Source organism: Phaeodactylibacter xiamenensis, assembly GCF_000759025.1.
Taxonomy (GTDB): domain Bacteria; phylum Bacteroidota; class Bacteroidia; order Chitinophagales; family Saprospiraceae; genus Phaeodactylibacter; species Phaeodactylibacter xiamenensis.
Genome location: NZ_JPOS01000012.1, coordinates 330619 through 351256, shown reverse-complemented (window position 1 = coordinate 351256; position 20638 = coordinate 330619). Strand labels below are relative to the sequence as shown.

Annotated in this window: 22 protein-coding genes; 7 read left to right on the top strand and 15 right to left on the bottom strand. The window is 50.9% G+C overall.

Annotated features, from left to right (window positions below; genetic code table 11):
• Positions 1 to 53: 53 nt before the first annotated feature.
• The 7 genes from uvrB to IX84_RS05075 all read right to left on the bottom strand — a co-directional run bounded on the left by uvrB (position 54) and on the right by IX84_RS05075 (position 5769).
• Positions 54 to 2078, bottom strand: coding sequence for an excinuclease ABC subunit UvrB (uvrB, locus tag IX84_RS05105; protein WP_044217086.1), 2025 nt, complete (start codon positions 2076 to 2078; stop codon positions 54 to 56).
• Positions 2079 to 2091: 13 nt separating this feature from the next.
• Positions 2092 to 2463: a hypothetical protein gene (locus IX84_RS05100; protein WP_044217083.1), complete on the bottom strand. Its 372-nt coding sequence runs from the start codon at positions 2461 to 2463 to the stop codon at positions 2092 to 2094.
• A gap of 11 nt (positions 2464 to 2474) precedes the next feature.
• Entirely contained in the window at positions 2475 to 2708 is a 234-nt protein-coding gene (locus tag IX84_RS05095) for a hypothetical protein (protein WP_044217080.1), read from the bottom strand.
• A 71-nt stretch (positions 2709 to 2779) separates the two neighbouring features.
• Positions 2780 to 3421: an O-methyltransferase gene (locus IX84_RS05090; RefSeq protein WP_044217078.1), complete on the bottom strand. Its 642-nt coding sequence runs from the start codon at positions 3419 to 3421 to the stop codon at positions 2780 to 2782.
• 38 nt (positions 3422 to 3459) lie between these two features.
• Positions 3460 to 4086 (bottom strand): MarC family protein, encoded by a 627-nt coding sequence (locus IX84_RS05085; protein ID WP_238578230.1) that lies wholly within the window; start codon positions 4084 to 4086, stop codon positions 3460 to 3462.
• A 90-nt stretch (positions 4087 to 4176) separates the two neighbouring features.
• On the bottom strand, positions 4177 to 4953 hold the full coding sequence (locus IX84_RS05080) for a sulfite exporter TauE/SafE family protein (RefSeq protein ID WP_044217074.1): 777 nt from the start codon (positions 4951 to 4953) through the stop codon (positions 4177 to 4179).
• Between the two features lie 168 nt (positions 4954 to 5121).
• Entirely contained in the window at positions 5122 to 5769 is a 648-nt protein-coding gene (locus tag IX84_RS05075) for a hypothetical protein (RefSeq protein WP_044217072.1), read from the bottom strand.
• Positions 5770 to 5944: 175 nt separating this feature from the next.
• Between IX84_RS05075 and IX84_RS05070 the strand changes: the two genes are divergently transcribed.
• Positions 5945 to 6235, top strand: coding sequence for a hypothetical protein (locus tag IX84_RS05070; protein ID WP_044217070.1), 291 nt, complete (start codon positions 5945 to 5947; stop codon positions 6233 to 6235).
• An 84-nt stretch (positions 6236 to 6319) separates the two neighbouring features.
• Here the strand turns inward: IX84_RS05070 and IX84_RS05065 are convergent, their stop codons facing one another.
• The 3 genes from IX84_RS05065 to IX84_RS33900 form a co-directional block, all read right to left on the bottom strand.
• On the bottom strand, positions 6320 to 7615 hold the full coding sequence (locus IX84_RS05065; protein WP_044217068.1) for a pyridoxal phosphate-dependent aminotransferase: 1296 nt from the start codon (positions 7613 to 7615) through the stop codon (positions 6320 to 6322).
• A 111-nt stretch (positions 7616 to 7726) separates the two neighbouring features.
• Positions 7727 to 9097 (bottom strand): KamA family radical SAM protein, encoded by a 1371-nt coding sequence (locus IX84_RS05060; RefSeq protein ID WP_044217066.1) that lies wholly within the window; start codon positions 9095 to 9097, stop codon positions 7727 to 7729.
• An 826-nt stretch (positions 9098 to 9923) separates the two neighbouring features.
• Entirely contained in the window at positions 9924 to 10604 is a 681-nt protein-coding gene (locus IX84_RS33900) for a TraR/DksA family transcriptional regulator (RefSeq protein WP_063978251.1), read from the bottom strand.
• A gap of 183 nt (positions 10605 to 10787) precedes the next feature.
• Here IX84_RS33900 and IX84_RS05050 point away from each other — a divergent pair, with 183 nt between their 5' ends.
• The gene (locus tag IX84_RS05050) at positions 10788 to 11381 is read left to right on the top strand and encodes a class II aldolase/adducin family protein (protein WP_044217064.1); all 594 of its coding nucleotides are present in this window, start codon (positions 10788 to 10790) and stop codon (positions 11379 to 11381) included.
• A 294-nt stretch (positions 11382 to 11675) separates the two neighbouring features.
• On the top strand, positions 11676 to 12059 hold the full coding sequence (locus IX84_RS05045) for a LysM peptidoglycan-binding domain-containing protein (RefSeq protein ID WP_044217061.1): 384 nt from the start codon (positions 11676 to 11678) through the stop codon (positions 12057 to 12059).
• Between the two features lie 64 nt (positions 12060 to 12123).
• On the opposite strand, the gene recO is transcribed toward IX84_RS05045, so the two are convergent.
• Positions 12124 to 12849, bottom strand: coding sequence for a DNA repair protein RecO (gene recO / locus IX84_RS05040; protein WP_044217320.1), 726 nt, complete (start codon positions 12847 to 12849; stop codon positions 12124 to 12126).
• A 156-nt stretch (positions 12850 to 13005) separates the two neighbouring features.
• Between recO and IX84_RS05035 the strand changes: the two genes are divergently transcribed.
• Entirely contained in the window at positions 13006 to 13770 is a 765-nt protein-coding gene (locus IX84_RS05035; RefSeq protein WP_152604916.1) for a hypothetical protein, read from the top strand.
• A gap of 79 nt (positions 13771 to 13849) precedes the next feature.
• On the opposite strand, the gene IX84_RS05030 is transcribed toward IX84_RS05035, so the two are convergent.
• The 3 genes from IX84_RS05030 to IX84_RS05020 form a co-directional block, all read right to left on the bottom strand.
• Positions 13850 to 14800, bottom strand: coding sequence for an NHL repeat-containing protein (locus IX84_RS05030; RefSeq protein ID WP_160213667.1), 951 nt, complete (start codon positions 14798 to 14800; stop codon positions 13850 to 13852).
• Positions 14769 to 15542 (bottom strand): UDP-2,3-diacylglucosamine diphosphatase, encoded by a 774-nt coding sequence (locus IX84_RS05025; RefSeq protein ID WP_044217055.1) that lies wholly within the window; start codon positions 15540 to 15542, stop codon positions 14769 to 14771. The genes IX84_RS05030 and IX84_RS05025 overlap by 32 nt, the downstream gene beginning before the upstream one ends.
• Positions 15543 to 15788: 246 nt before the next feature.
• Positions 15789 to 16307, bottom strand: a complete 519-nt coding sequence (locus IX84_RS05020) for a 3-hydroxyanthranilate 3,4-dioxygenase (protein WP_044217053.1) — start codon at positions 16305 to 16307, stop codon at positions 15789 to 15791.
• Positions 16308 to 16364: 57 nt separating this feature from the next.
• Here IX84_RS05020 and IX84_RS05015 point away from each other — a divergent pair, with 57 nt between their 5' ends.
• The 3 genes from IX84_RS05015 to IX84_RS05005 are packed head-to-tail and all read left to right on the top strand — an operon-like array spanning position 16365 to position 19951.
• Positions 16365 to 17150 (top strand): SDR family oxidoreductase, encoded by a 786-nt coding sequence (locus IX84_RS05015; protein ID WP_044217050.1) that lies wholly within the window; start codon positions 16365 to 16367, stop codon positions 17148 to 17150.
• 10 nt (positions 17151 to 17160) lie between these two features.
• Positions 17161 to 18042: an alpha/beta hydrolase gene (locus IX84_RS05010; RefSeq protein WP_052515768.1), complete on the top strand. Its 882-nt coding sequence runs from the start codon at positions 17161 to 17163 to the stop codon at positions 18040 to 18042.
• A 43-nt stretch (positions 18043 to 18085) separates the two neighbouring features.
• Positions 18086 to 19951 carry a glycoside hydrolase family 13 protein gene (locus IX84_RS05005; RefSeq protein ID WP_238578229.1) on the top strand — a complete coding sequence of 622 codons (1866 nt, stop codon included), beginning with the start codon at positions 18086 to 18088 and terminating at the stop codon, positions 19949 to 19951.
• 4 nt (positions 19952 to 19955) lie between these two features.
• Here the strand turns inward: IX84_RS05005 and IX84_RS05000 are convergent, their stop codons facing one another.
• Positions 19956 to 20351 (bottom strand): HipA N-terminal domain-containing protein, encoded by a 396-nt coding sequence (locus tag IX84_RS05000; RefSeq protein ID WP_044217048.1) that lies wholly within the window; start codon positions 20349 to 20351, stop codon positions 19956 to 19958.
• Positions 20352 to 20638: the final 287 nt, after the last annotated feature.

Sequence of the window (20638 nt, the reverse complement as noted above, 5' to 3'; positions counted from 1 at the left end):
GGAAAGAAATACCGGGCAGGTGTTGAGCATGATCAGCACCTGCCTTTGTACTTTTAGGCCACTTCCTTCAGCTTTTTCTTCAGCGCAAAGAGCTCGTCCCGGAATTGTGCAGCTGAGATGAAATCCAGTTCCTTGGCTGCCTTTTTCATCTTACGCTCGGTATCTTCGATCATCTTCTCCACCTTGTCGCGGCTCATGTATTGTAGCACCGGATCAGCAGCGAGGCTGGGTTCTTCAGGCTCCACATAGGCACGCTTCTGATTGCCCCGGATGTCGAGAATGGACTTCTTGGCCATAATTTCGTCCCGGCTCTTGCGGACAGTCTGTGGGGTGATGCCGTGCTCCTCGTTGTACGCTGTCTGTATGGAACGCCGGCGGTTGGTCTCGTCGATGGTGCTTTGCATGGCATCGGTGATCTTGTCGGCGTAGAAGATGACTAGGCCATTAGAGTTTCGGGCTGCCCGTCCGGCGGTCTGGGTCAGGGAGCGGTTGTTGCGCAGGAATCCTTCCTTGTCAGCATCGATAATGGCAACAAGAGACACTTCCGGCAAGTCGAGCCCTTCCCGCAGAAGGTTGACCCCAACAAGCACATCAAATTCACCCAGGCGGAGGTCACGCAGGATTTCCACCCGCTCCATCGTGTCCACCTCACTGTGGATGTAGCGGACCTTGATATTCATCTGCTGCAGGTATTTGGTCAGTTCCTCGGCCATTCGCTTGGTGAGGGTGGTGACCAGTACACGCTCCTCCCGTTCGATACGCTTTTGAATTTCTTCCATGAGGTCATCAATCTGATTCATACTCGGACGCACTTCAATGGGCGGGTCGAGCAGGCCGGTGGGGCGAATGATTTGCTCCACCAGTTCACCTCCGGTTTTTTCCAGCTCGTAGTCGCCCGGCGTCGCACTCACGAAGACGACCTGATTGATGAGGGATTCAAATTCAGAGAAATTCAGCGGGCGGTTGTCCATGGCCGAGGGCAGGCGGAAGCCATTGTCTACCAGGCTCAGCTTTCGGGCGCGGTCGCCTCCGTACATACCCCGGACCTGAGGCACCGTCACGTGGCTCTCATCAATAATCATGAGGTAGTCGTCCGGGAAGTAATCGAGCAGGCAGAAGGGGCGGGTGCCCGGGCGGCGGCCATCAAAGAAACGGGAGTAGTTTTCGACGCCGTTGCAATAGCCCAGTTCCCGGATCATCTCCAGGTCGAAGGTAGTCCGCTCCTTGATGCGCTTGGCTTCGAGGAAGCGGAGTTCGCGCTCAAAGTATTTCTCCTGTTCGTGCAGTTCATCCTCAATGTCCCGGATGATCTGATTCATGCGGTCTTTGGGGGCGATGTACAGGTTGGCAGGGAAAATCGCCGCGGTTTCCATGCCTTCAATCCGCTTGCCGGTTTCAATCTCAATGCGGTCAATGGACTCAATCTCGTCCCCGAAGAAAACTACCCGGTAGCCGAAGTCAACATAGGGCAGGTTGATGTCAACGGTATCGCCCTTCACGCGGAAGGTCGCCCGCCGGAAGTCAGTCTCGGTGCGCGAATACAGGCTGTTCACAAGGCTGTACAGGAAGTTGTTCCGGGAGATTGTCTGTCCCACTTTGATCCGGATAATGCTGCTTTTGTAGTCTTCCGGGTTGCCCATACCATAGATGCAGGACACAGAGGCCACGATGATGATGTCGCGCCGCCCCGACAGGAGCGAGGAGGTCGCCCTGAGCCGCAGCTTATCCACTTCTTCGTTGATGGCAAGGTCTTTCTCAATAAAGGTATCGGTAGTGGAAATGTAGGCTTCCGGCTGATAGTAATCGTAGTAGGAGACAAAGTACTCCACCGCATTATCGGGGAAAAATTCCTTGAATTCGCCGTAGAGCTGTGCAGTCAGGGTTTTATTGTGGGTGAGAATAAGGGTCGGGCGGTTCAGGCGGGCAATGGCGTTGGCCATGGTAAAGGTCTTACCGGAGCCGGTTACGCCGAGCAGTACCTGCGCCTGTTCTCCCCCTTCCACACCCTGAATGAGCTGCTCAATGGCCTGTGGCTGATCGCCGGTGGGGCTGAAGGGGGATTGGAGATTGAAGGGCATAGAAATTTGTTATTTATTCTTCTTCCTGCGTTTGTTCCGTAAGCTCCTGTTCCAGTAGAGCTACAAGGTTTTGGATATAGGACTTTGGCAAATTATCTAAGTCTGATTTGTCGAAAAGGTCAAGTAAGTAAACTTCTTGGCTTTCGGTATCTGCTATTCTGCTGTAAAGGAAAGTGATAACTCGCAGGCCGCCACTTTTGCCTTTTCCTTTGCTTTTTACAGCTAGCCTTATCTTGTAAGTGTTTTCGCCAATTTTGATCCCTTTTACAGGGTTCTCCTCCAGCTCTGTAATCAGCCCTAGTAAATCCTTTTTTAATGACCTATATTTTTTGCTCAACCGCTTGGCTGTCTTTTTGAACGTGGAGGTCAGGTAAACTACAACCATCGGGGCAAAGATTAAAGCGCTTCAATAAAAGACCGAGCCTCTTCTTTAGGCACTTCCCCCTTGATCATTTGCGCCACTTCTGCATAGGCCTTTCTCAAAGGAGTGTTTACAGCGCTCATCTTTTCAAGCTTCAGCAAATCTTCTTTTAACTTCAGCCAGTCTTCGAGTTGTATTTTAACGGCAGTTGTTGCACCGGAATCATCCGTTATGTATTCAAGCTCAATATTTTCTAAAGAGGAAACCATATCGATAAGCTTTGAGAAGTGATGAAGATCTAACTATAAATATACAACTTTTCTACACCAAACGTTCCCCCTTACCGCTTACGGGCCACCAAAAGCCCATCACGGATCGGCAGCAGCAGATTGTCCACCCGCTCGTCTTCCTGCAGCGCTACATTAAAGGCGTGCAGCTGCTTCGTGTCGGCATCGGTTTCCCGGAGACCGGTAGCCACTTTGCCACTCCAGAGGACGTTATCGGCAATAATCAGCCCGCCGGATTCCACCCGGTCAATGATGAGGTCATAATAGGCCTGATAGTACTGTTTGCCGGCATCAATGAACACCAGGTCGAAGGTGCCGGGCAGAGTGGGAATGACCTGCATGGCATCCCCAATATGGACTTCTACCTTGTCTTCCAGTCCCGCTTTTTTCAGGTACTTCCGGATAATATACTCCAGCTCCGGATTTGCTTCAATGGTACGCACCCGGCCCTCCTCCACGAGCCCCTGCGCCAGGCAGATCGTGGCGTAGCCGGTGAAAGTGCCAATTTCCAGTACAGACTTTGGTCGCTGCAGTTGGCTGAACAATTTAAGCAGCTGGCCCTGCAGGGCACCGGAAAGCATCTGCGGGGCGAGGGTCCTGAGGTGTGTCTCCCGTTCCAGTTCATACAGCACCGGGTCGGGAGGTGCAGACCATTGCTCGCAGTAGTCGAAAATAGTAGCGTCTAATCGTTGCATACTCGAATCAACGCTTAATTAGGCCAGAGGTTGAAGGGTTAAAGCTGCTTCGTCAGTTCCGCAAGGTCCACCTTCGTCATGAGGTGGAAGTTTTCCCGGAAAATTTTGATGGCAATCGCCAGCAGGATGATGCCAAAAACTTTGCGGAGCACGTTGGCACCGCTCTCGCCCAGCTTTTTGCTGATCCAGTCGCTACTGCGCAGTACCAGGAAGACAATCAGAGTATTGAGGACAATGCCCAGGGCAATATCAATTGGGGCGTATTTGGCTTTCAGGGTCAGAATAGTGGTCATGGTACCGGCGCCGGCCAGCAGGGGGAAGGCAATAGGCACAATCGTTCCGGTTTTTTCCTCCAGGTGGTCATCCCGGAACAACGTAATGCCCAGCACCATCTCAATGCCTAGCAAAAAGATGATAATAGAGCCCGCTACGGCAAAGGACTCCACGTCCACGCCAAATAGGCTCAGCAAAGGGCGGCCGGTTAACAGGAATAACAGCATCAGCACCATAGCTATCACGGACGCTTTAGCCGATTCAATCTTCACGCCCCGCTTCTTCATATCGATAATCAGAGGGATGGAACCGATAATATCGATAACAGAAAACAGGATCAGAGATACAGAAATGAGGTCTTTTGGATTAATCATGTCGGATGTTGTGTTCATGGTTTCTCAAAAAAGCGCGCAAAGGTATGCCCGAAATTTTGAAAAAGTAAACCCCGGCAGGATTAATTGTGGGTTAAGATTTTCGCTGATTTAAAAGAGCAGCAGATGCAAGTCAAACAGCTTCACAATAGCCAGTAAAACCACGGCTACCAGCAGGCGGTGCGCCCATACATTAGCCTGAGGGTAGGTCGCTGCGTAGTGTGCAGTAAAAAAGCCCCCAATCGTTTGCCCCACCGCCATGAGCAGCCCCACTTTCCAGTCGATGAGCCCCTGCCATTGGAAGATCAGGATGACGAGAAAGGTGTAAGCGCCCACGACAAAGACCTTAACGGCATTAGCATCAACCAGGCTGTACCGTGCATACAACACCATCACGGCCAGAAAAAAAACACCCATGCCCATCTGAATGAAGCCGCCGTAGAATCCCAGCGCGAGGTAGAGTGGTACAGCAATCCAGGGGTTGGTCTGTTTGCTCAGGTCAGATTCCCGCAGCCAGCGTTTTGGCTTTACGAGAATAACGATAAGCATGAGAATCATCAGGAAACGGAAGACGCTGCGGAAGGCTTCATTGCTCACATTCACGGCCACCGCTACGCCCCCTATTGCTCCAATAATGGTAAACAGGATTGGCCAGCGGCTGCGCAATAGGTCGAGTTTCCCACCCCTGAAAAAGGCATAGGAGCCCGCTGCACTCTGTGTAAAGATGCCCACGCGGTTGGTGCCATTGGCAAGATTGCCAGGCAGCCCCAGCAGCTCAGTCAGAATGGTGAGCGTAATAGCTGAGCCATTGCCCGCCAGCGTGTTGATGCTGCCAGCCAGAGCACTGCCAAAAAAAACGATAAGGAGGTGTTGCCATGAAATATCCATAGCTGCCAAAGGTAGCGGTTTCCGGCTTAGGGCTTCTCGAAAAATCAGTTTTCCAATTGGGTTTTGCTTTGAGGAGGCACAAAACCAACCATCGTACGGGTGGGGACTTCTTAATGTAAAAGCTACCAGAGCAATTGATCCCGATAATTATCTGGATTGGCCCACTACTTATCGAAGGTAGGCTCTGAGTAAATCCATTTCCACACGCAGATCATGGCTTGGATGATGCTGTACGTAGCGCAGCAAGCCCACGTCCTGCGCAAAGAAAAGCGTATCGTAACGGATCTCGGGGTTATCTCCGTCAGGCGTATACAGAGCCACTTCCATTGAGTAGGCCCGGGTGGCATAAGTGCCATAGGCCGTGGTCAATACCGGCCCCTCATCAATGCTGCCGGTTGCAGATTGTGCGTTTTCAGGAAGTAGGCTGTGGGGCACGCTGAAGTTGCTCTTGTTGATTTGAGTGGAGAAGTAAAGCTGGCCGGAGGTGTCTACGGCTTCAGGGCCGGAAACCCGGAGAACGGACTCGAAAGCCGCGCCCAGACGGGTGCCTTTTTGCACGTGGTAGAGTGCCCGGTCAATGAAGGTATCGGAGGCGACACGAATACTGTCCAGTTTGGAAAGCGAAAGGGTGTCACCGGTTTGTAAATTGATGTTCCGGCTTTGATAAACCCATGCATTGCCCGGGCTAAGCTGCAAGTACTGATTAGCAGGTACAGATGGCGGTAGCGTTGGTAACGGCTCAGACAGTGGCGCATCTTTGCTGCATGCCCAGAAAGCCATCAAAAGCAACATTATAGGGGCGCGGTTGAATATCATAGGTCGTTTTCTCGATAATCGGTTCCTTTCGTAGAGCCTTTTTGAGCGCAATTCGCTTCCTGATGCTCAAAAATTAACATTCTTAGGCGGAGGTTTCGGAAAAATGGGAGATGCAATGAGCATATGACCCTAAAATCCGTTGTATAATAAATTACTGAAAATCAAAAAGTTAAATATGAAAAGGGACGGAAGTCGCATATCAACTCACGAACACGAAGATATCCTGTCATGGGCAGAAGCCCGGGAAGCCCGGCCAGTCGAGGTGCGCAACTTCGATGGGGAGAAAATTAACGACCGGGTCCGGTTCCGTTTTCCGGGAGAGGAATACCCCGATGAGTCTGACCTGGAATGGGATCAGTTCTTCGACATCTTCGACCGCGAACAACTTGAATTTCACTTTGAGGATATCGCTGATGAAGCATTGGAAAACAGGAATGTCTATCAATTCCGGCCACGGTCTTATTGACACGGTGCTTTCAAAATATTAGTTTGGTTTAGTCGATCAGGTGTGTGGCATTGAGCTGCGCACCTGATTTTTTTATCCCGCCGGCTATTTCTGCTGTAGCCACTGCTGAAGCTGATCGAAGGCTGTATTCATTTCCGGGCAGCAGGCTCTGACGAATCCTTCATCGAGGGGTTTGTCTTTGTAGGTAGTGCGGGCGAGCTGAAGGGCCATCGCGCCATCGAAGTCTACGTACGACAGTCTGGCCGTCAGTTCTTCAGAAGGGCGGCCAAAGTCATAACTCGGGAGCAGGGCGATGCCGGTATCTTCCAAAAGGCGCTCACAGAGCTGCCCGCTGTTGCTGATCCCTTTATTACTCAGGTTGCTTTGGTAAAACGCAAAATTGGGGAACAGATAAAAACCGCCTGCCGGCTTGGGTGCAAATACCCGCATTTGAGTCAGGCGGCTGTGGAAGTGCCGGCCTACACTCCTGAGGATGCGCTGTGCATCCCGAAGATACCGGTCAATTTCCTCGTGGGGGCGGAACGCTTCCACCGCCGCATACTGTATGGGTGCACTGGTAGAGGTAAAGGTTTCGCTGGCCACAATAGCCATGGCATCAAGCAGCCACCGGAGTTCTTCCGGAAATACAAACATGCCCAGCCGCCAGCCACCTGCGCCACACCACTTCGAAAGCCCGCTGCTGATGATGGTGCCCTCGGGGTAGTACCTGGCTATACTGACGTGCTGGCCGGAGTGGTGGAGTTCCCCGTAGATTTCATCAGACAGCAGGATAACCTTGTATTTTCGTGCCACCTCTGCGATTTTCTTTAGCCGGTCTGCGGTGTACGTGGCACCGGTGGGGTTGGCCGGGTAGTTGAGAATGACAATGCGCGGGCGCTCAGGGTCAGTCTCACAGATGCTCTCCAGTTCCTCCGGTGTCAGGCGCCAGTCATTTTCCTGATGGGTTTTTACCCAATTGACCCGCCGCCCCAGAATGATAGCCTGTGGAGAATAAGAGACCCAGCTGGGTGTCGGAATAACCAGGTCGCCGTAATAAGCGAGTTGGAGAATGAAGAGCAGTTCCTTTGAGCCTGGCCCGATGAGCACATCCTCGGCGGTCCGCTTTATGCCCTGCTGCCGCTCGTAAAAGCCGGCAATAGCCTGCCGTAGAGCCGGTAAGCCTTTTACCGGAAGGTAGTCCTTCTCATGGGCGTGCTGCCGCAGGCTTTCCACTACGGGGTCCGGTACCGGGAAAGGGGACTGCCCAAAGCCCAGTTTGTACACTTGCCGCCCCTGCTCCTGCAGTTCGCGGGACTTTTCGTTGATGGCTAAGGTTGCGGATTTCTTCAGCCCCCGGATATTGAGGTTGAGGTCGATGCGGACATTTTGCCGTTTTGCCACGATGCGTTGTTATTGGTTTATAAGGTTCAAGTTATCAAAATATTGAAATAAAGAGCCCCTGAAGCGTCGTTCTATCCACACTTCAGGGGCATCATTGGCTGTCTGGCTTATTTAGTTCAGTGCGGCGCCCTGCGCTATGCCATTTGAAATGCTTTTAGACGGCTTAGTGGATTTTGCTGGCCGAATGATCGGATATTCTTCCTCAAAGAAGAACCGTTCCTTACCAAAAGCAGGGTAGAGGTCGTCCAGCCAAATCGCTTTAGGGTCGTATTTGGCAAAGAATGGCCGCGCCACCCAGTCCGGATTGCGCCCCTGCAAAAACTGTAGGGTAAAGACGCGCTCTCCAGCCACCTCGCTCACGCCTACGATGTGTACTTTGCCGGGGCCTGCCGACATCGACGGCCCGCGCACGGTCCGTGCAACGCCACTGACCCGCTGATACGCTCCCCGGAAAATGCGCCAGGCGCGTTCAAGTGACACCGCGAAGTAGTCCTGAGCGCCAGTATCCCGGGCGACAAAGAAGTAATACGGCACACAACCCAGTTCCACCTGCTCCTGCCACATTTCAGCCCAGGCATCCGAGTTGTCATTGATTTTTCGCATGACGGGCGATTGTGTGCGGATCACGGCACCGGTATTGAGGATGCGGTCAATCGCGGTCTTTACTTCATCGGTGCGCAGTTCTGCGGGCGCATTGAAGTGGCCCATGAAGGCAATATGCAGGCCTGCCTTTTTGGCTTTCTCAAAAACACGCAGCAGCTCATCCGCATCATTGTCCTGTGTGAAACGCTGCGGCCAGTAGCCGAGCGCCTTGGTGCCAAAGCGGATGGTGCGGAGGTTGGGCAGCTTTGCCTCAATCAGCGCATCAATGTAGGCACTGATGATTTTGGTCTTCATGATGAGCGGGTCGCCCCCTGTGAACAGGATGTCCGTCACACGCGGATGAGCACGCAGGTACTTAATGACCAGCTCAGTGTCCCGCATAGCAAACTTCAAATCGTTCATGCCTACAAACTGTGGCCAGCGGAAGCAAAACGTGCAGTAGGCATGGCAGGTCTGCCCCTGACTGGGGAAGAAGAGCATCGTCTCCCGGTATTTATGCTGTACACCGGTGAGCTCAGTGCCATCAATCTGCGGCATATTTTGAGAGCGTTGCCCGGCCGGGTGCGGGTTCAGCTCCATTCTTATTTTGTTAGCGATCAGCTTGAGTTCAGGTTTGCGTGCACCGGCGCGGATGGCGCTCGCCATTTCTTTGTAGTGTTGGGGTTGCAGCATGTCCCTTTGCGGGAACGTCAAAATATAAATAGGATCCTCCTGGTAATTGTTCCAGTCAATCAGTTGCTCAACAACATAATTATTGGCTTTAAAAGGCAGGACATTGCCCACGACCTCGATATCGAATAGCTCTTCTTCGGAAAGGTGTTGTTGCAACTGAGGGATTTCCCGGAAGTTCCGTAAAGTATAAGCGCTGTATTTTTCCATGGCTCCTTAAATTTATAGGTGGTACAAAGGGTTGAATCAGGATAGTAGGATATTGGGGAGCCGGTTATTCTGGAGGGATGTACATGAATTTTTGTCCGCCCCATGTACAATGACGGCTTAGCAGGTAAAAGAGTCTGGTTTTGGAATGCATCATACGCGATTTGTTTATGGTGTTCAGAAAAGGGTATACGCTGTTGCTTAATTTGCTCATTTGACAACATGCATTAAGCCAGTGAGGCCTGCCAGGCAGGTTCACCGATGCTTTTTGTTTGCTTGGGGCAAGGGCCTGGTGGATGGGGCCGCAACTGCATGATCAGTTAACCCCGATAGCTGTCGGAAGGCAATAGCAAAGACTCCGCAGGCAAAAACTAGCAGTTAATTTAGGCTAGTCGTACCAGGCACTTATTCAGCAAATTATCCTATAGGCTGTTGCTGTAGCGGAAGGAGCCTGGAGGCGATATAATACGATACCCTGTTGATGCCCTAACATTCGGCTTCATGCAGGTGGCAGACTAGTTTCGAGGCGCTGGAAAAGCACAAACGGTCACCGGCTGCAAAGACATGCAGCGTTGAGATTCGCATGAATGGTGTTTTGAAATGCTAAGGACAGGGAATGAACCCTCTAAGCTCCATTAGTGATTCACAAGATAAGAAAAATACTGGATATTTTGGGACTGAATCCGTCCCATTGAGAGCGAAAAGGGGTTGCACCGTGCGGGAATATGGTGCACGGTGCGTAAAAGATTCCTGAAAGTGTGCTTAATGACCGCACGTTGTAAGGTGCGAAAAGCGCTTTTGATCACTTAAGTATTGGGGGGCGTTAAGATTAATCTTCGTCCTCCTCGTCATCTTGCAGGCGCAGGTCCTGCTCATCGACATCCGTATCGTCGTCATCCTGCATGCCTTCAAGGCTGATCATATCGCTGTCAATATCATCGACATCGATATCATCATCATACACACCATCCACGTCAAAATCATCTTCATCGTCCAGGTCAACGGGCCGGACTGGTTTGGCGGCAGTTGATTTCCGGATCACGCGGGTAATCACCTTGTTTTTCGGAGGTTTAGGTGTTTTGCGCTTTGGCTCTTCGTCTTCATCGTCTTCAGACGTACTTAGCGGACGGGTAGACACCGGAGGCTGGGTTTTAGCCGCCAGGCTTTTCGTAGTGGTTGGTACCGCCCGCAACCGCTTTTTATCGATAAGCTCGCCGGTGACGGTGCAAATGCCGTAGACTTTATTTCGAATTCGGATCAGCGCATTTTGCAGGTCCTGAATATACCGGCGCTGACGGATGGCCATATTATTAAGCATTTCGACATCGCTGCCGGTGCTGCTGTCATCCATCCAGTCCACACCGTGATCATCACCGGAGTTTTCGGCAATTTCCAGTATTTGCTCCTGCAGGGAGCTCAGCTGAATTTGTGCTTTTTCGAGCTTGGACTCAATGAGTACTTTGAATTCTTCAAGCTCAGCATCGGAGTATCTTACAACTGTATTAGCCATTATTCTAAGGTTTGCTGATTAGGGATAACCGTTTTGCCTTTATTTTGCGGGTGCAATCTGAAGTATTCTTTTGAAATAATCAAGCATTATTATCGAATTATAGCCCCGCGTTATTCTAAATGTACGCTTAACATACAAAGTTTGCAGCACTTTTTCCAGTATCGTAATTTTGTCAAAAATAATATGACAGACGAAGGCTACATCAAATTTTCGGCTGATTGGCAGCATGCACCGCCTTTTCCGGCAGCAGCAACCGCACAGCTTAATGCCTTTCGGCAAGAGCTTTACGAAATGGGACTGATTGGGGCTTATGAGAATGGTATTGGTTTCGGGAATATCAGTTGCAGGGCGGAAAATGGGGGATTGTTCTATATTTCGGGTTCAAAAACGGGCAACTTCGCAGAGTTGGATAGCCGCCACTACGCTTTGGTCACTGATGTGGGGGCTCCCGAAAACCGCCTCAGCTGTACCGGTCCAATCATTGCGTCTTCCGAGTCTATGAGCCATGCTGTGATCTATGAAGAGTGCCCCGATGTGAACGGCGTGATCCATGTCCATGACTTCCATCTTTGGAAAAGCCTGATGCACAAGGTGCCTACTACTGAGGCCTCCGCACCCTATGGCTCTCCGGAAATGGTGGAAAGTATTCGTAGGTTACTGGTGGAGGCCGACCTGAAAGCATGTAAAATCTTTGTGATGGAAGGACACGAGGAAGGTATTTTTACTTTTGGGAAGGACCTTGCAGAAGCAATGACCGTTCTGAAAGCCTACTTATAAAAAATGCCCCCGCGACGACGGAGGCACTTGACATACAATTAGAATCCCATGATAAAAAGTTACACCACTTTTGTGGTGGAATTGCGTTCTTAACAGGTGTTGGATAAACGTCTGCCTCCCTGGTATAATTGCATAAAGCAATAGGAATCTGGCGGGAAAATACGTTTTCGGGACAAACGCAGGGGTGTGTTATTTAAGAACGCTATCTTTAGCGTATATTGTTACTTCTTTTGCATCTCCCGTCAAAATGAAGCACACTCATTATTTTATCAAAATCCATAAAACAATTGCATTATGTCTGTAAAGGCGAAATACCAACCCGTACTCGACCTCGGCGAAGAGCTCAATATTCAGGATGGCTACGTTGAGGAGCTGGATGGCGTGCTCAAGGTAGGCGGTACAGCAAGCACTCAGTACCATAAAAACCTGCTTTGGGATAAAATCAAGGAAATTGGCGGCGAAAATCCTTCTGATATTCAGGCGGACATCAAAATTGCCACTGAAGACTATTTCCACAAGCATACTGTGAAAGGTGGGGACAGCCTTTCTAAAATCGCGAAGCACTACTACGGCGATGCGTCTAAGTACATGGTGATCTTCAATGCGAATACGGACCAGCTGAAAGACCCTAACCTCATCCATCCGGATCAGGAGCTGACCATTCCTTTCCCGGCTTAAGGTGCGGTGAAAATTGCAAACAGAACAGGCTGCGTACTCCTTGACGTGCGTAGCCTGTTGCTGTTTAGGAAAGAACCGTCTTCAGGATGCTATGGGCGTTGATCTCCGGAAAGTTGTCAATATGATAGCGGTAGAAGGTCAGCAGTTTGTCGAGCAAATCCTGGCGCATCTGCCGGCCGATCCTGACTTCATGGCACTGGGCATAGTCGCACCGCAGCAATTGGTAAAGCACCTGGCTGGTGACGGTATCAAGGTACTGATGGCTGGCTGTTTTGCTGCTGGTGAACAAGCCTTCCTGCAGGTCAAAGTATGGCGTTTCCTCTGACCATGCTCCTCCAGGGACAAAGCCCAGGTGAAAGCTCAGTTCCAACAGGAAATGAAGATGTAGATTGGCGATGGGCAAAGCGGTCTGGTCCAAAAACTGAAAGGTGCGGAACAGGAACTCAAACAGCCGCGGGTTCTCCTCGGGTTCCCGGATCGACTTACGAGCAACCTCTGCGATGAACAGACCCACAGCACTTTTGTGGACCTCGAAGGGCAATGACTGGTACACCACTGCGCTTTTGATCTCCCGGATCCGGTTGAGCCCTTTTTCACTTTTCTCGTAAGCTACCATATCAACTAGCGACATGACCTGCAGCAGCCCCGGGCTGATCCGGGCATTTTTTCGCCTTACGCCTGGAACGAGATAACTGCGCATGCCCCGCTCCTCCGTGAAAATATCCACTATTACGCTTGACTCGCTGTATTTTATCGACCTGAAAACAATGCCCCGGGTTTTAATCAGCACTTTTTCTGTTTTTGTGGTAATGTACACCAATTCATCGAAAAACCATCCGGGCTCATCCATCTAACTGGACTGGTGCAACCTTCCGGGCTTACCTTCGTCTATATAGAAAAGCAACAGCCTCACCCGTTGTTGTGATTCAACCCGACTAAAAAGAAAATGATGAAAACCCTATTCCTGACAACCCTGTACCTGGGGTTAAGCTTTATGGCATTAGCATCCGCTGACCCTTCGCCCGCTAAACCGGAATCCTGCCTTGTAGCGCCCGTGCTTGCAAAGCACCTGCCTAATGGTGTTTGGTTAGGGACAAGCGCGGACGGACAAAAGCTTTCCGTCGTCTTTTATGAAAATGGGGTCGCACAGTGGAACGAAGGCACCGGTCAGGCTCCTGCGGTTGCCTTGTATAGCTGGGAGGTTATCCCAGGCGTTGGCGGCTGTGCGTTTTTGCAAATGACGGATCAGGCGTCCGGTACCACCTATAACTATGGCGTAGATGTGGAATGCAATCAAATACAGCTAATCGCTACAGATTTTTCAGCGCATTCCCTGAAACAGATTAAAGCCGGGGATGGAGAAAAACACAGACAACTGCTTAGCGGCGCATGGGGCAACACCACTTACCCCTTTGAAGTCTCCCGCCGCAAAGCGCCTGATATGGAAGATGCTTATCTGCAATACCAGTTTTCTGAAGATGGTACTTTTGTGCGTAAACTCGGCAATGGCAACCGGAAGTTAAAGGAAGCGGGCTCGTATTTGGTCAGCGATGATGGGCATTATGTGCTGTTGCAATTTGATAACAGTTGCATCACTGTGGTAGCGCTGAAGTACCTTCAGTTAGACGAGTTGGTGCTGCAACATGTACTCCGCTGTGAAGACCCGGCCTTTGCCACGGGTAGAAAAGACTTCTACTTCAATAAGTTATAAAATACATTTCCTGTTTTAGAATTTTGGCTTGGCCACGGAGGGTATTTTCCTGCCGTGGTCATCTTTTTTGGCAGAGCTGCTATGGTGTCCTCGAAAACACCCTGACCAAGTCATCCGCTTCTTTTTCATAAACCCTGTTTCCCTGATACCGGACCTGTACATCTGAATTGATATCCCCTCTCAATACCTGTTCCTGTAGGGTTTCCGGATTGTAGGCACGGACACGGTGGTCGCTGTACAGGACCAATTTCCCATCTTGTAGTTGCAGGGACACTACATCCGGGTAGGGGAGGAGTTGATGGAACTGACCGAAATTATCAAAGACATAAACACCCTGCCCTGGACAGTTGAGGTACACGATATTGTTATTGGCTAGTAGTTGTGTCGCTATTGGAGGAGCATCAAGCAGCGAGCTCAGGTTGTCGCTTTGGATCAGCACTTCGCCATTTTGGCCCACCTTTTTCAAACGGAACGCTGCCTGATCATAAACCCAAATGTTGTTGTCCGTAGCCAGCCCGATCGCCGTAGCATTAAAAATCCCCGCGGTGAAGAGTTCGAGTACTGCGGTTTCATTCATGGTGCGGTCTAAGGTTGCCACCACTTGCAGCTCCGGATAAAACAAAAGCAGATTAAAAGGATCAGTAGGGTCAATATATTGTAAAGTGCCCCGGGTGTTATTATTAAAATGGAATTGCTCCCGCCCATCCGGCCCGTATTTATGCACTCGGTTATTTTTATCAACTACATAAACATTCTGTAACTTATCAGTAGTAAAGTCCCGACAAGGCGTTGGCAAAGTATGCAAGTGCCTTTGAATGCGCCCCGTATCAAGAACACCCACTCCCTCACTGCCCACTGCCCACTGCCTCACTGCCTCACTGCCCACTGCCGACTCAAAACCTCCCCACTGCCCCACTGCCTCACTGCCCACTGCCCCACTGCCCACTGCCCCACTGCCCACTGCCCACTGCCCCACTGCCCAACTACCCACCAGAAAACTACCCACCACCAAAAATCCGACCTTCTTCATTTTCAAAAAAAGCTAAATTGACAGAATCACCATCGAAGACAGCGTAAGAATTACTGAAGAGCCATTCCCCCAGATTAATATAACGGCTGTACCCGTTCTTTAGCGTGTATTCGATAGGAAGATGCCGGTGCCCGAACACGAAGTAGTCGATAGGCTCCGTTTCCAGCTTGCGGTTAGCGTAGGTGATCAGCCATTCCCGATCCTCGCCCAGAAAATCTTTTTCTTCGGGGTGGTCCGCTGCCCGGCTGCGTTGTGACCAGAAATTAGCCAGCCCAATTCCAAAGTTTGGATGTATACGCTCAAACAGCCATTGGCACGCCGGATTAGCAAAGACTTTCTTAATGCGCTTATAGCCATAATCACCAGGTCCCAGCCCGTCACCGTGCCCAATCAGGAACTGTTTGCCCATGATCTCCCGGCGGATCGGTTTGCGGTAGGTTGGAATACCCATTTCTTCTTCAAAGTAGCGGAAAACCCACATGTCGTGGTTACCGGTAAAAAAGTAAATGGGGATACCCTCATCGCGCAGCTCTGCCAATTTTCCCAAGAGCCGCACATACCCTTTAGGCACTACCGTCGTGTACTCAAACCAAAAATCAAATACATCCCCCACCAGGTAAATCGCTGCCGCATCCTCACGGATATACTCCAGCCAGCGGACAATCTGCTTTTCCCGCTCACCACTCGTCAAACGGCCATCAATACCTAAGTGAAAATCAGAAGCAAAGTATACTTTTTGCATAGGCTATCATCTACCCCCACAAAAGTAAGTAAAACTCCCCAACTGCCCCGACTGCCGACTGCCGACTAAAGAACTGCCCACTGCCCACTGCCGACTCCCCACTGCCGACTGCCGACTCCCCACTGCCCACTGCCGACTAAAAAACTGCCGACTAAAGAACTGCCCACTGCCGACTAAAAAACTGCCGACTAAAGAACTGCCGACTAAAGAACTCCCCCACTCCCCACTAAAAAACGCCCCAACCCCCTACTGCTTCTCCATAACCGTCCCACAATTATCACAAGTCCGCAGCTCCTCCGAGCCCATGAAGTTCTGAATAGCCGCCTTCAACTGAGCAACGATATCCTCAAGCGGAAAAGACTCCTCGTGCAATTTATGGTTGCAATTTTCACAGAACCACATCAGCTTGTCCATCTCGCCCTCCCGGCGGTAGCGCTCAATGACGAGCCCAATCGTATTCGAAGGACGTTGCGGAGAGTGTGGGATACGCGGTGGCAGCAGGAACATTTCGCCTTCTTTGATAGGAATATCCTCTGGCTCTCCGGCTTCATTGATGATCTTCAGGGTGATGTCGCCCTCAATTTGATAGAAGAGTTCTTCCCCTTCTTCCCAATGATAATCCTTACGCCCGTTTGGCCCGCCTACGACCATGACAATGTAGTCATCGTTGCCTTGGTACACTTGCTTGTTGCCCACAGGAGGCTTAAGGAGATGGCGGTTGTCATCTACCCATTGCTGAAGGTTGAAAGGTTTGGCTAATGGCATAAATTAAGTTTTGTATGAAATTCTTTAAATTTAGCCGGAATATACAAAACACACTCCATGAACTTAGACTTGAGAGGGAAAAATGCGCTCGTCTGTGGCAGCAGTAAAGGAATTGGAAAAGCCGCCGCTTTTGAACTGGCAGAGTTGGGCGCTAACGTAACCCTGGTTTCCCGTTCTGCTGATAAGATGGCAGCCATCACCAAGGAAATGGCACGGGTCAAAGGGCAGCAGCATGACTTTCTTGCAGCCGATTTTACCGATACCGCTGACCTGCGAAAGAAGGTCCGGGGGCTCACCGCCACCAAGCCTATCCACATCCTGGTCAACAATACCGGTGGTCCTCCAGGCGGGCCGATTACGGAGGCAGAACTGGAGGAATTCACCAAAGCCTTCACTACACACCTCATCTGCAACCACCTTTTGGCGAAAGCTGTACTCCCTGGCATGCGCAAGGAAGGCTACGGCCGCATTATCAATGTGATTTCCACTTCCGTAAAGGCACCATTGCCTGGCTTAGGCGTGAGCAATACAGTACGTGGAGCCGTGGGCAACTGGGCTAAGACCCTCGCCAATGAAGTGGGGGCAGATGGCATCACTGTTAATAACATCCTCCCCGGAGCCACCAACACTGGCCGCCTGCAGGAAATCATTGAAAAAAAGGCCCTCGCAACCGGAAAGCCTGTAGAGGATGTGACGGCTGCCATGCAGAGCAGTATCCCCCTGCAGCGCTTCGCAGAGCCCGGAGAAATCGGCGCTGCCATTGCTTTTCTGGCTACACCTGCAGCCGCCTATATCACGGGGGTAGCTCTGGCGGTAGACGGCGGGAGATTGAGAAACATGTAAAAACTTCTTCATGCGATACGTACTCCTTTCTTCGCTGATCTTGTTGCTCTTTAGCTGCGGGGAGAAGCCTCCCGTTGAACCTTCCCGCTTTGAGCCATTCACTTACAAGAGTTCTGAGCTGACCGAATCGAAAAGCGGGCAGGTGTACCTACCTCCTTCCTACTTCACAGATACGCTGCGGCAGTACCCGGTGCTCTACATGATGGATCAGCAGAACCTCTTCTTTGACAGCCTGGCCTACGGTGGTGCAGCCTGGCAGATACACCGCACTACAGACAGCCTCTCCTCAGCAGGGCAAATGCCTGAAGTCATTATCGTTGGGGTCAACCACGCCAGAGAAAAACGTTTTCAGGAGTACCTTCCTGAAAAGCCTGCGGCCTGCTTCGATAGCTTGCTTGAAGCGCGGGTGGGCGGCACCGCCTTTTCTGATGCTTACCTGAAGTTTCTCACACAGGAGCTGAAGCCTTACGTCGATCGCACTTACCGTACCAAACCAGGTAAGGGGCATACCTACATCGGTGGCTCAAGTATGGGCGGGCTGATATCCATGTATGCAGTTTGCGAGTACCCGGATGTCTTCGCCGGTGCCCTCTGCCTGTCTACGCATTGGCCGGTTTCCCTGCAGGATGACACTCCGGAAGTGGCTCAGGCCATTATTGACTACTTTGCCGCTCATTTGCCGAAAGGCAAGCGCTGGTACTTCGACTACGGCACAGAGGGGCTGGACCAATTCTATGCGCCCTATCAGCAACAGGTAGACTCCATCCTGCAGGCGCAGGGCTATCAGGCGGGGCAAAACTGGATGACACAGGCTTACCCCGGTCACGACCATAACGAGCGCTACTGGCGGGAGCGGGTGCATTTGGGGTTGCGTGGTGTTATTCAGGAGTGAAATTCTGCAAAAAATGCCTATTTTTCCCAAAATCAAACTACTAATGACCGATTACATGCAACGTCTGACAATCCTGGCGCTCCTGACTATTTGGAGTGCCGCTCTTTTCGCCCAATCTCCCCTGCAGCGCGTAGAGCCGCCCAACTGGTGGGCTGGGATGCATAACCCTGAGCTCGAACTCCTGCTCTACGGAGACAATCTGGCGCAATACAAAGCTGCCCTGAGCGACTACAAGGGTGTGAAAATCACCTCTACGGTGCGGGTGCAAAACCCCAACTACCTCTTTGTCAACCTGGAACTGGCCGAGGGCGTGGAGCCGGGCATTTTTCAGGTGCAGCTGCTGGATGGCAAAGATGTCGTGGCCTCCTACGATTATGAACTGCGGGAACGCGAACCGGGATCTGCCCTGCGCGAGAGTTTTACGCCGGCAGATGTCATGTACCTCATTACTCCAGACCGCTTCGCCAACGGCAACCCTGATAACGATGCGGTGGCGGGCATGATGGAAAAGCCTGACCGTGACTTCAAAGGTGGGCGCCACGGGGGCGACATTCAGGGCATCATCGATCAGCTGGATTATATTGACGATATGGGCTTCACGGCGATCTGGCTCAATCCGGTTTTGGAAAACGATATGCCTGACTACTCCTACCACGGCTACGCAGCCACGGACTTCTACAAAGTGGATCAGCGCTTTGGCAGCAATGAAGAGTACCTCGACCTCATTCAGCGGGCAAAAGATAAGGATATCAAGATCATCATGGATATGATCCTCAACCACTGTGGCTCTGAGCATTGGTTCGTAAAGGATATGCCCACGGATGACTGGATCAACTTCGGAGGGGAATACGTCAACACCTCCCACCGCCGGAATACCGTGCAGGACATCCACGCTTCCGAGTACGACAAGCGCATGTTCTCTGATGGCTGGTTTGTGGAAACCATGCCCGATATGAATCAGCGCAATCCGCTGCTGGCCACCTACCTCATACAGAATACCATTTGGTGGATTGAATATTCGGGCCTGTCTGGCATCCGAATGGACACCTACCCTTATCCGGATAAAGACTTTATGACAGAATGGACTTGTGCCCTGCGTGCTGAATACCCCAATTTCAACACCGTGGGTGAGGAGTGGGTGACTAATCCGGCTATTGTATCCTACTGGCAGGAAGGCAAAGACAACCACGATGACTACACCTCCTGCCTGCCGAGCCTGATGGACTTTCCCATTCAGTTTGCGCTTACACAAGGGCTGGTACAGGAGGAAAAGCAATACGGCAGCGGGCTCATCGAGCTGTATAAAATGCTGACGCAGGACTTCCTCTATGCAGACCCCTACAGCCTTGTGACCTTCCCTGACAATCACGATATGGATCGCTTCTACACGCAGGTGAACGAAGACCTCGACCTCTTCAAAATGGGCGTTGCCTACATCCTGACCCTGCGCGGAACGCCTCAGCTGTACTACGGCACCGAGATACTAATGGACAATGAAGGCTATCCGGGCGACCATGGTATCATCCGCACCGACTTCCCCGGCGGCTGGGCAGGCGATGAGGTCAACGGCTTTACCGGCAAAGGCCTCACCGAGGACCAGAAAGAAGCCAAAGCCTACATTAAAAAACTGCTCAACTGGCGCAAAACCAGCGAGGCGATTCACCATGGCAAGCTTATGCAGTTTGTGCCGGACGGCGGCTTCTACGTCACCTTCCGCTATACCGATACCAGCAAAGTCATGACCATTCTTAATAAAAACGAGGAAGCCACGCCCCTACAGCTCGACCGCTTTGCAGAAATGCTGGGCGGTACCAAGCAAGGCAAGGACATAATGACCGGAAAAGCGTACAAAACTTCGGGAACCATCAATGTGCCCGGTAAATCAGCTATGATCCTGGAAATCGAGTAATCCCCTACACGGTTAGCTCATAAGGATTGGCGATGGTTTTCCGGCCGAATCGGCGGAGCAGTTGGGCTTCATTGTTGATATCCAGGTGCTCCGCTTTGATAATTTCCCGGACACGAGGCTGTCCCAAACCGGGAATGCGGATAAGGAAGAACGGCCAGAGAGACTTGCTCTTATATACCTTGTCTAGCTTTGGAAAACCTACGATGGGGTAGAATTCGTCAGATCGGGCTTTGAATTCATCACTGTAGGAAAAAGTCCATATTCCTTCCTCGCAGCTCAGTTCTCCTACTTTTAAGTCTTTTAAATAAAGGGTAAAGCGCTGCTCTTCCTCATCAGGGAGGTGGAGGTTAGAACCGGTGGACTGGTCCTTTTGGAATAGTTTGCGCAGCTTACTTAACATCGAATCTTTTATACTTGGGAACGAACAATTTCAAACCTTTTCCTGAGTAGCATTTTCGTCAACTCATACCTGTCTTCAGAAAATAAGAATTTAAATTCCTTATCAAGCAGTTGGATGACTTTTTTCTCATTTTGGTCGCTAGATATACTTATAACGATTTTCTCATAATCACTATTGTAACTAGAAAGATACGAAATAAGTTTGAAATGGTTGATCGCTTTATCTGACTCAATGCTTATTCTGGGACATGCATTCTCTAAATATTTGAAAAACTTTTTGAAAGATGG

Bases quoted from the DNA above. Each gene is read 5' to 3' on its own strand.
- IX84_RS05010 (WP_052515768.1), top strand. From the start codon at position 17,161: ATGCGATACGTACTCCTTTCTTCGCTGATCTTGTTGCTCTTTAGCTGC.
- IX84_RS05095 (WP_044217080.1), bottom strand. From the start codon at position 2,708: ATGGTTTCCTCTTTAGAAAATATTGAGCTTGAATACATAACGGATGAT.
- IX84_RS05020 (WP_044217053.1), bottom strand. From the start codon at position 16,307: ATGCCATTAGCCAAACCTTTCAACCTTCAGCAATGGGTAGATGACAAC.
- IX84_RS05035 (WP_152604916.1), top strand. From the start codon at position 13,006: ATGATGAAAACCCTATTCCTGACAACCCTGTACCTGGGGTTAAGCTTT.
- uvrB (WP_044217086.1), bottom strand. From the start codon at position 2,078: ATGCCCTTCAATCTCCAATCCCCCTTCAGCCCCACCGGCGATCAGCCA.
- IX84_RS05100 (WP_044217083.1), bottom strand. From the start codon at position 2,463: ATGGTTGTAGTTTACCTGACCTCCACGTTCAAAAAGACAGCCAAGCGG.
- IX84_RS05030 (WP_160213667.1), bottom strand. From the start codon at position 14,800: ATGAAGAAGGTCGGATTTTTGGTGGTGGGTAGTTTTCTGGTGGGTAGT.
- IX84_RS05050 (WP_044217064.1), top strand. From the start codon at position 10,788: ATGACAGACGAAGGCTACATCAAATTTTCGGCTGATTGGCAGCATGCA.
- IX84_RS05015 (WP_044217050.1), top strand. From the start codon at position 16,365: ATGAACTTAGACTTGAGAGGGAAAAATGCGCTCGTCTGTGGCAGCAGT.
- IX84_RS05000 (WP_044217048.1), bottom strand. From the start codon at position 20,351: ATGTTAAGTAAGCTGCGCAAACTATTCCAAAAGGACCAGTCCACCGGT.
- IX84_RS33900 (WP_063978251.1), bottom strand. From the start codon at position 10,604: ATGGCTAATACAGTTGTAAGATACTCCGATGCTGAGCTTGAAGAATTC.
- IX84_RS05060 (WP_044217066.1), bottom strand. From the start codon at position 9,097: ATGGAAAAATACAGCGCTTATACTTTACGGAACTTCCGGGAAATCCCT.
- IX84_RS05005 (WP_238578229.1), top strand. From the start codon at position 18,086: ATGACCGATTACATGCAACGTCTGACAATCCTGGCGCTCCTGACTATT.
- IX84_RS05025 (WP_044217055.1), bottom strand. From the start codon at position 15,542: ATGCAAAAAGTATACTTTGCTTCTGATTTTCACTTAGGTATTGATGGC.
- IX84_RS05045 (WP_044217061.1), top strand. From the start codon at position 11,676: ATGTCTGTAAAGGCGAAATACCAACCCGTACTCGACCTCGGCGAAGAG.
- IX84_RS05085 (WP_238578230.1), bottom strand. From the start codon at position 4,086: ATGAACACAACATCCGACATGATTAATCCAAAAGACCTCATTTCTGTA.
- IX84_RS05090 (WP_044217078.1), bottom strand. From the start codon at position 3,421: ATGCAACGATTAGACGCTACTATTTTCGACTACTGCGAGCAATGGTCT.
- IX84_RS05080 (WP_044217074.1), bottom strand. From the start codon at position 4,953: ATGGATATTTCATGGCAACACCTCCTTATCGTTTTTTTTGGCAGTGCT.
- IX84_RS05075 (WP_044217072.1), bottom strand. From the start codon at position 5,769: ATGATATTCAACCGCGCCCCTATAATGTTGCTTTTGATGGCTTTCTGG.
- IX84_RS05070 (WP_044217070.1), top strand. From the start codon at position 5,945: ATGAAAAGGGACGGAAGTCGCATATCAACTCACGAACACGAAGATATC.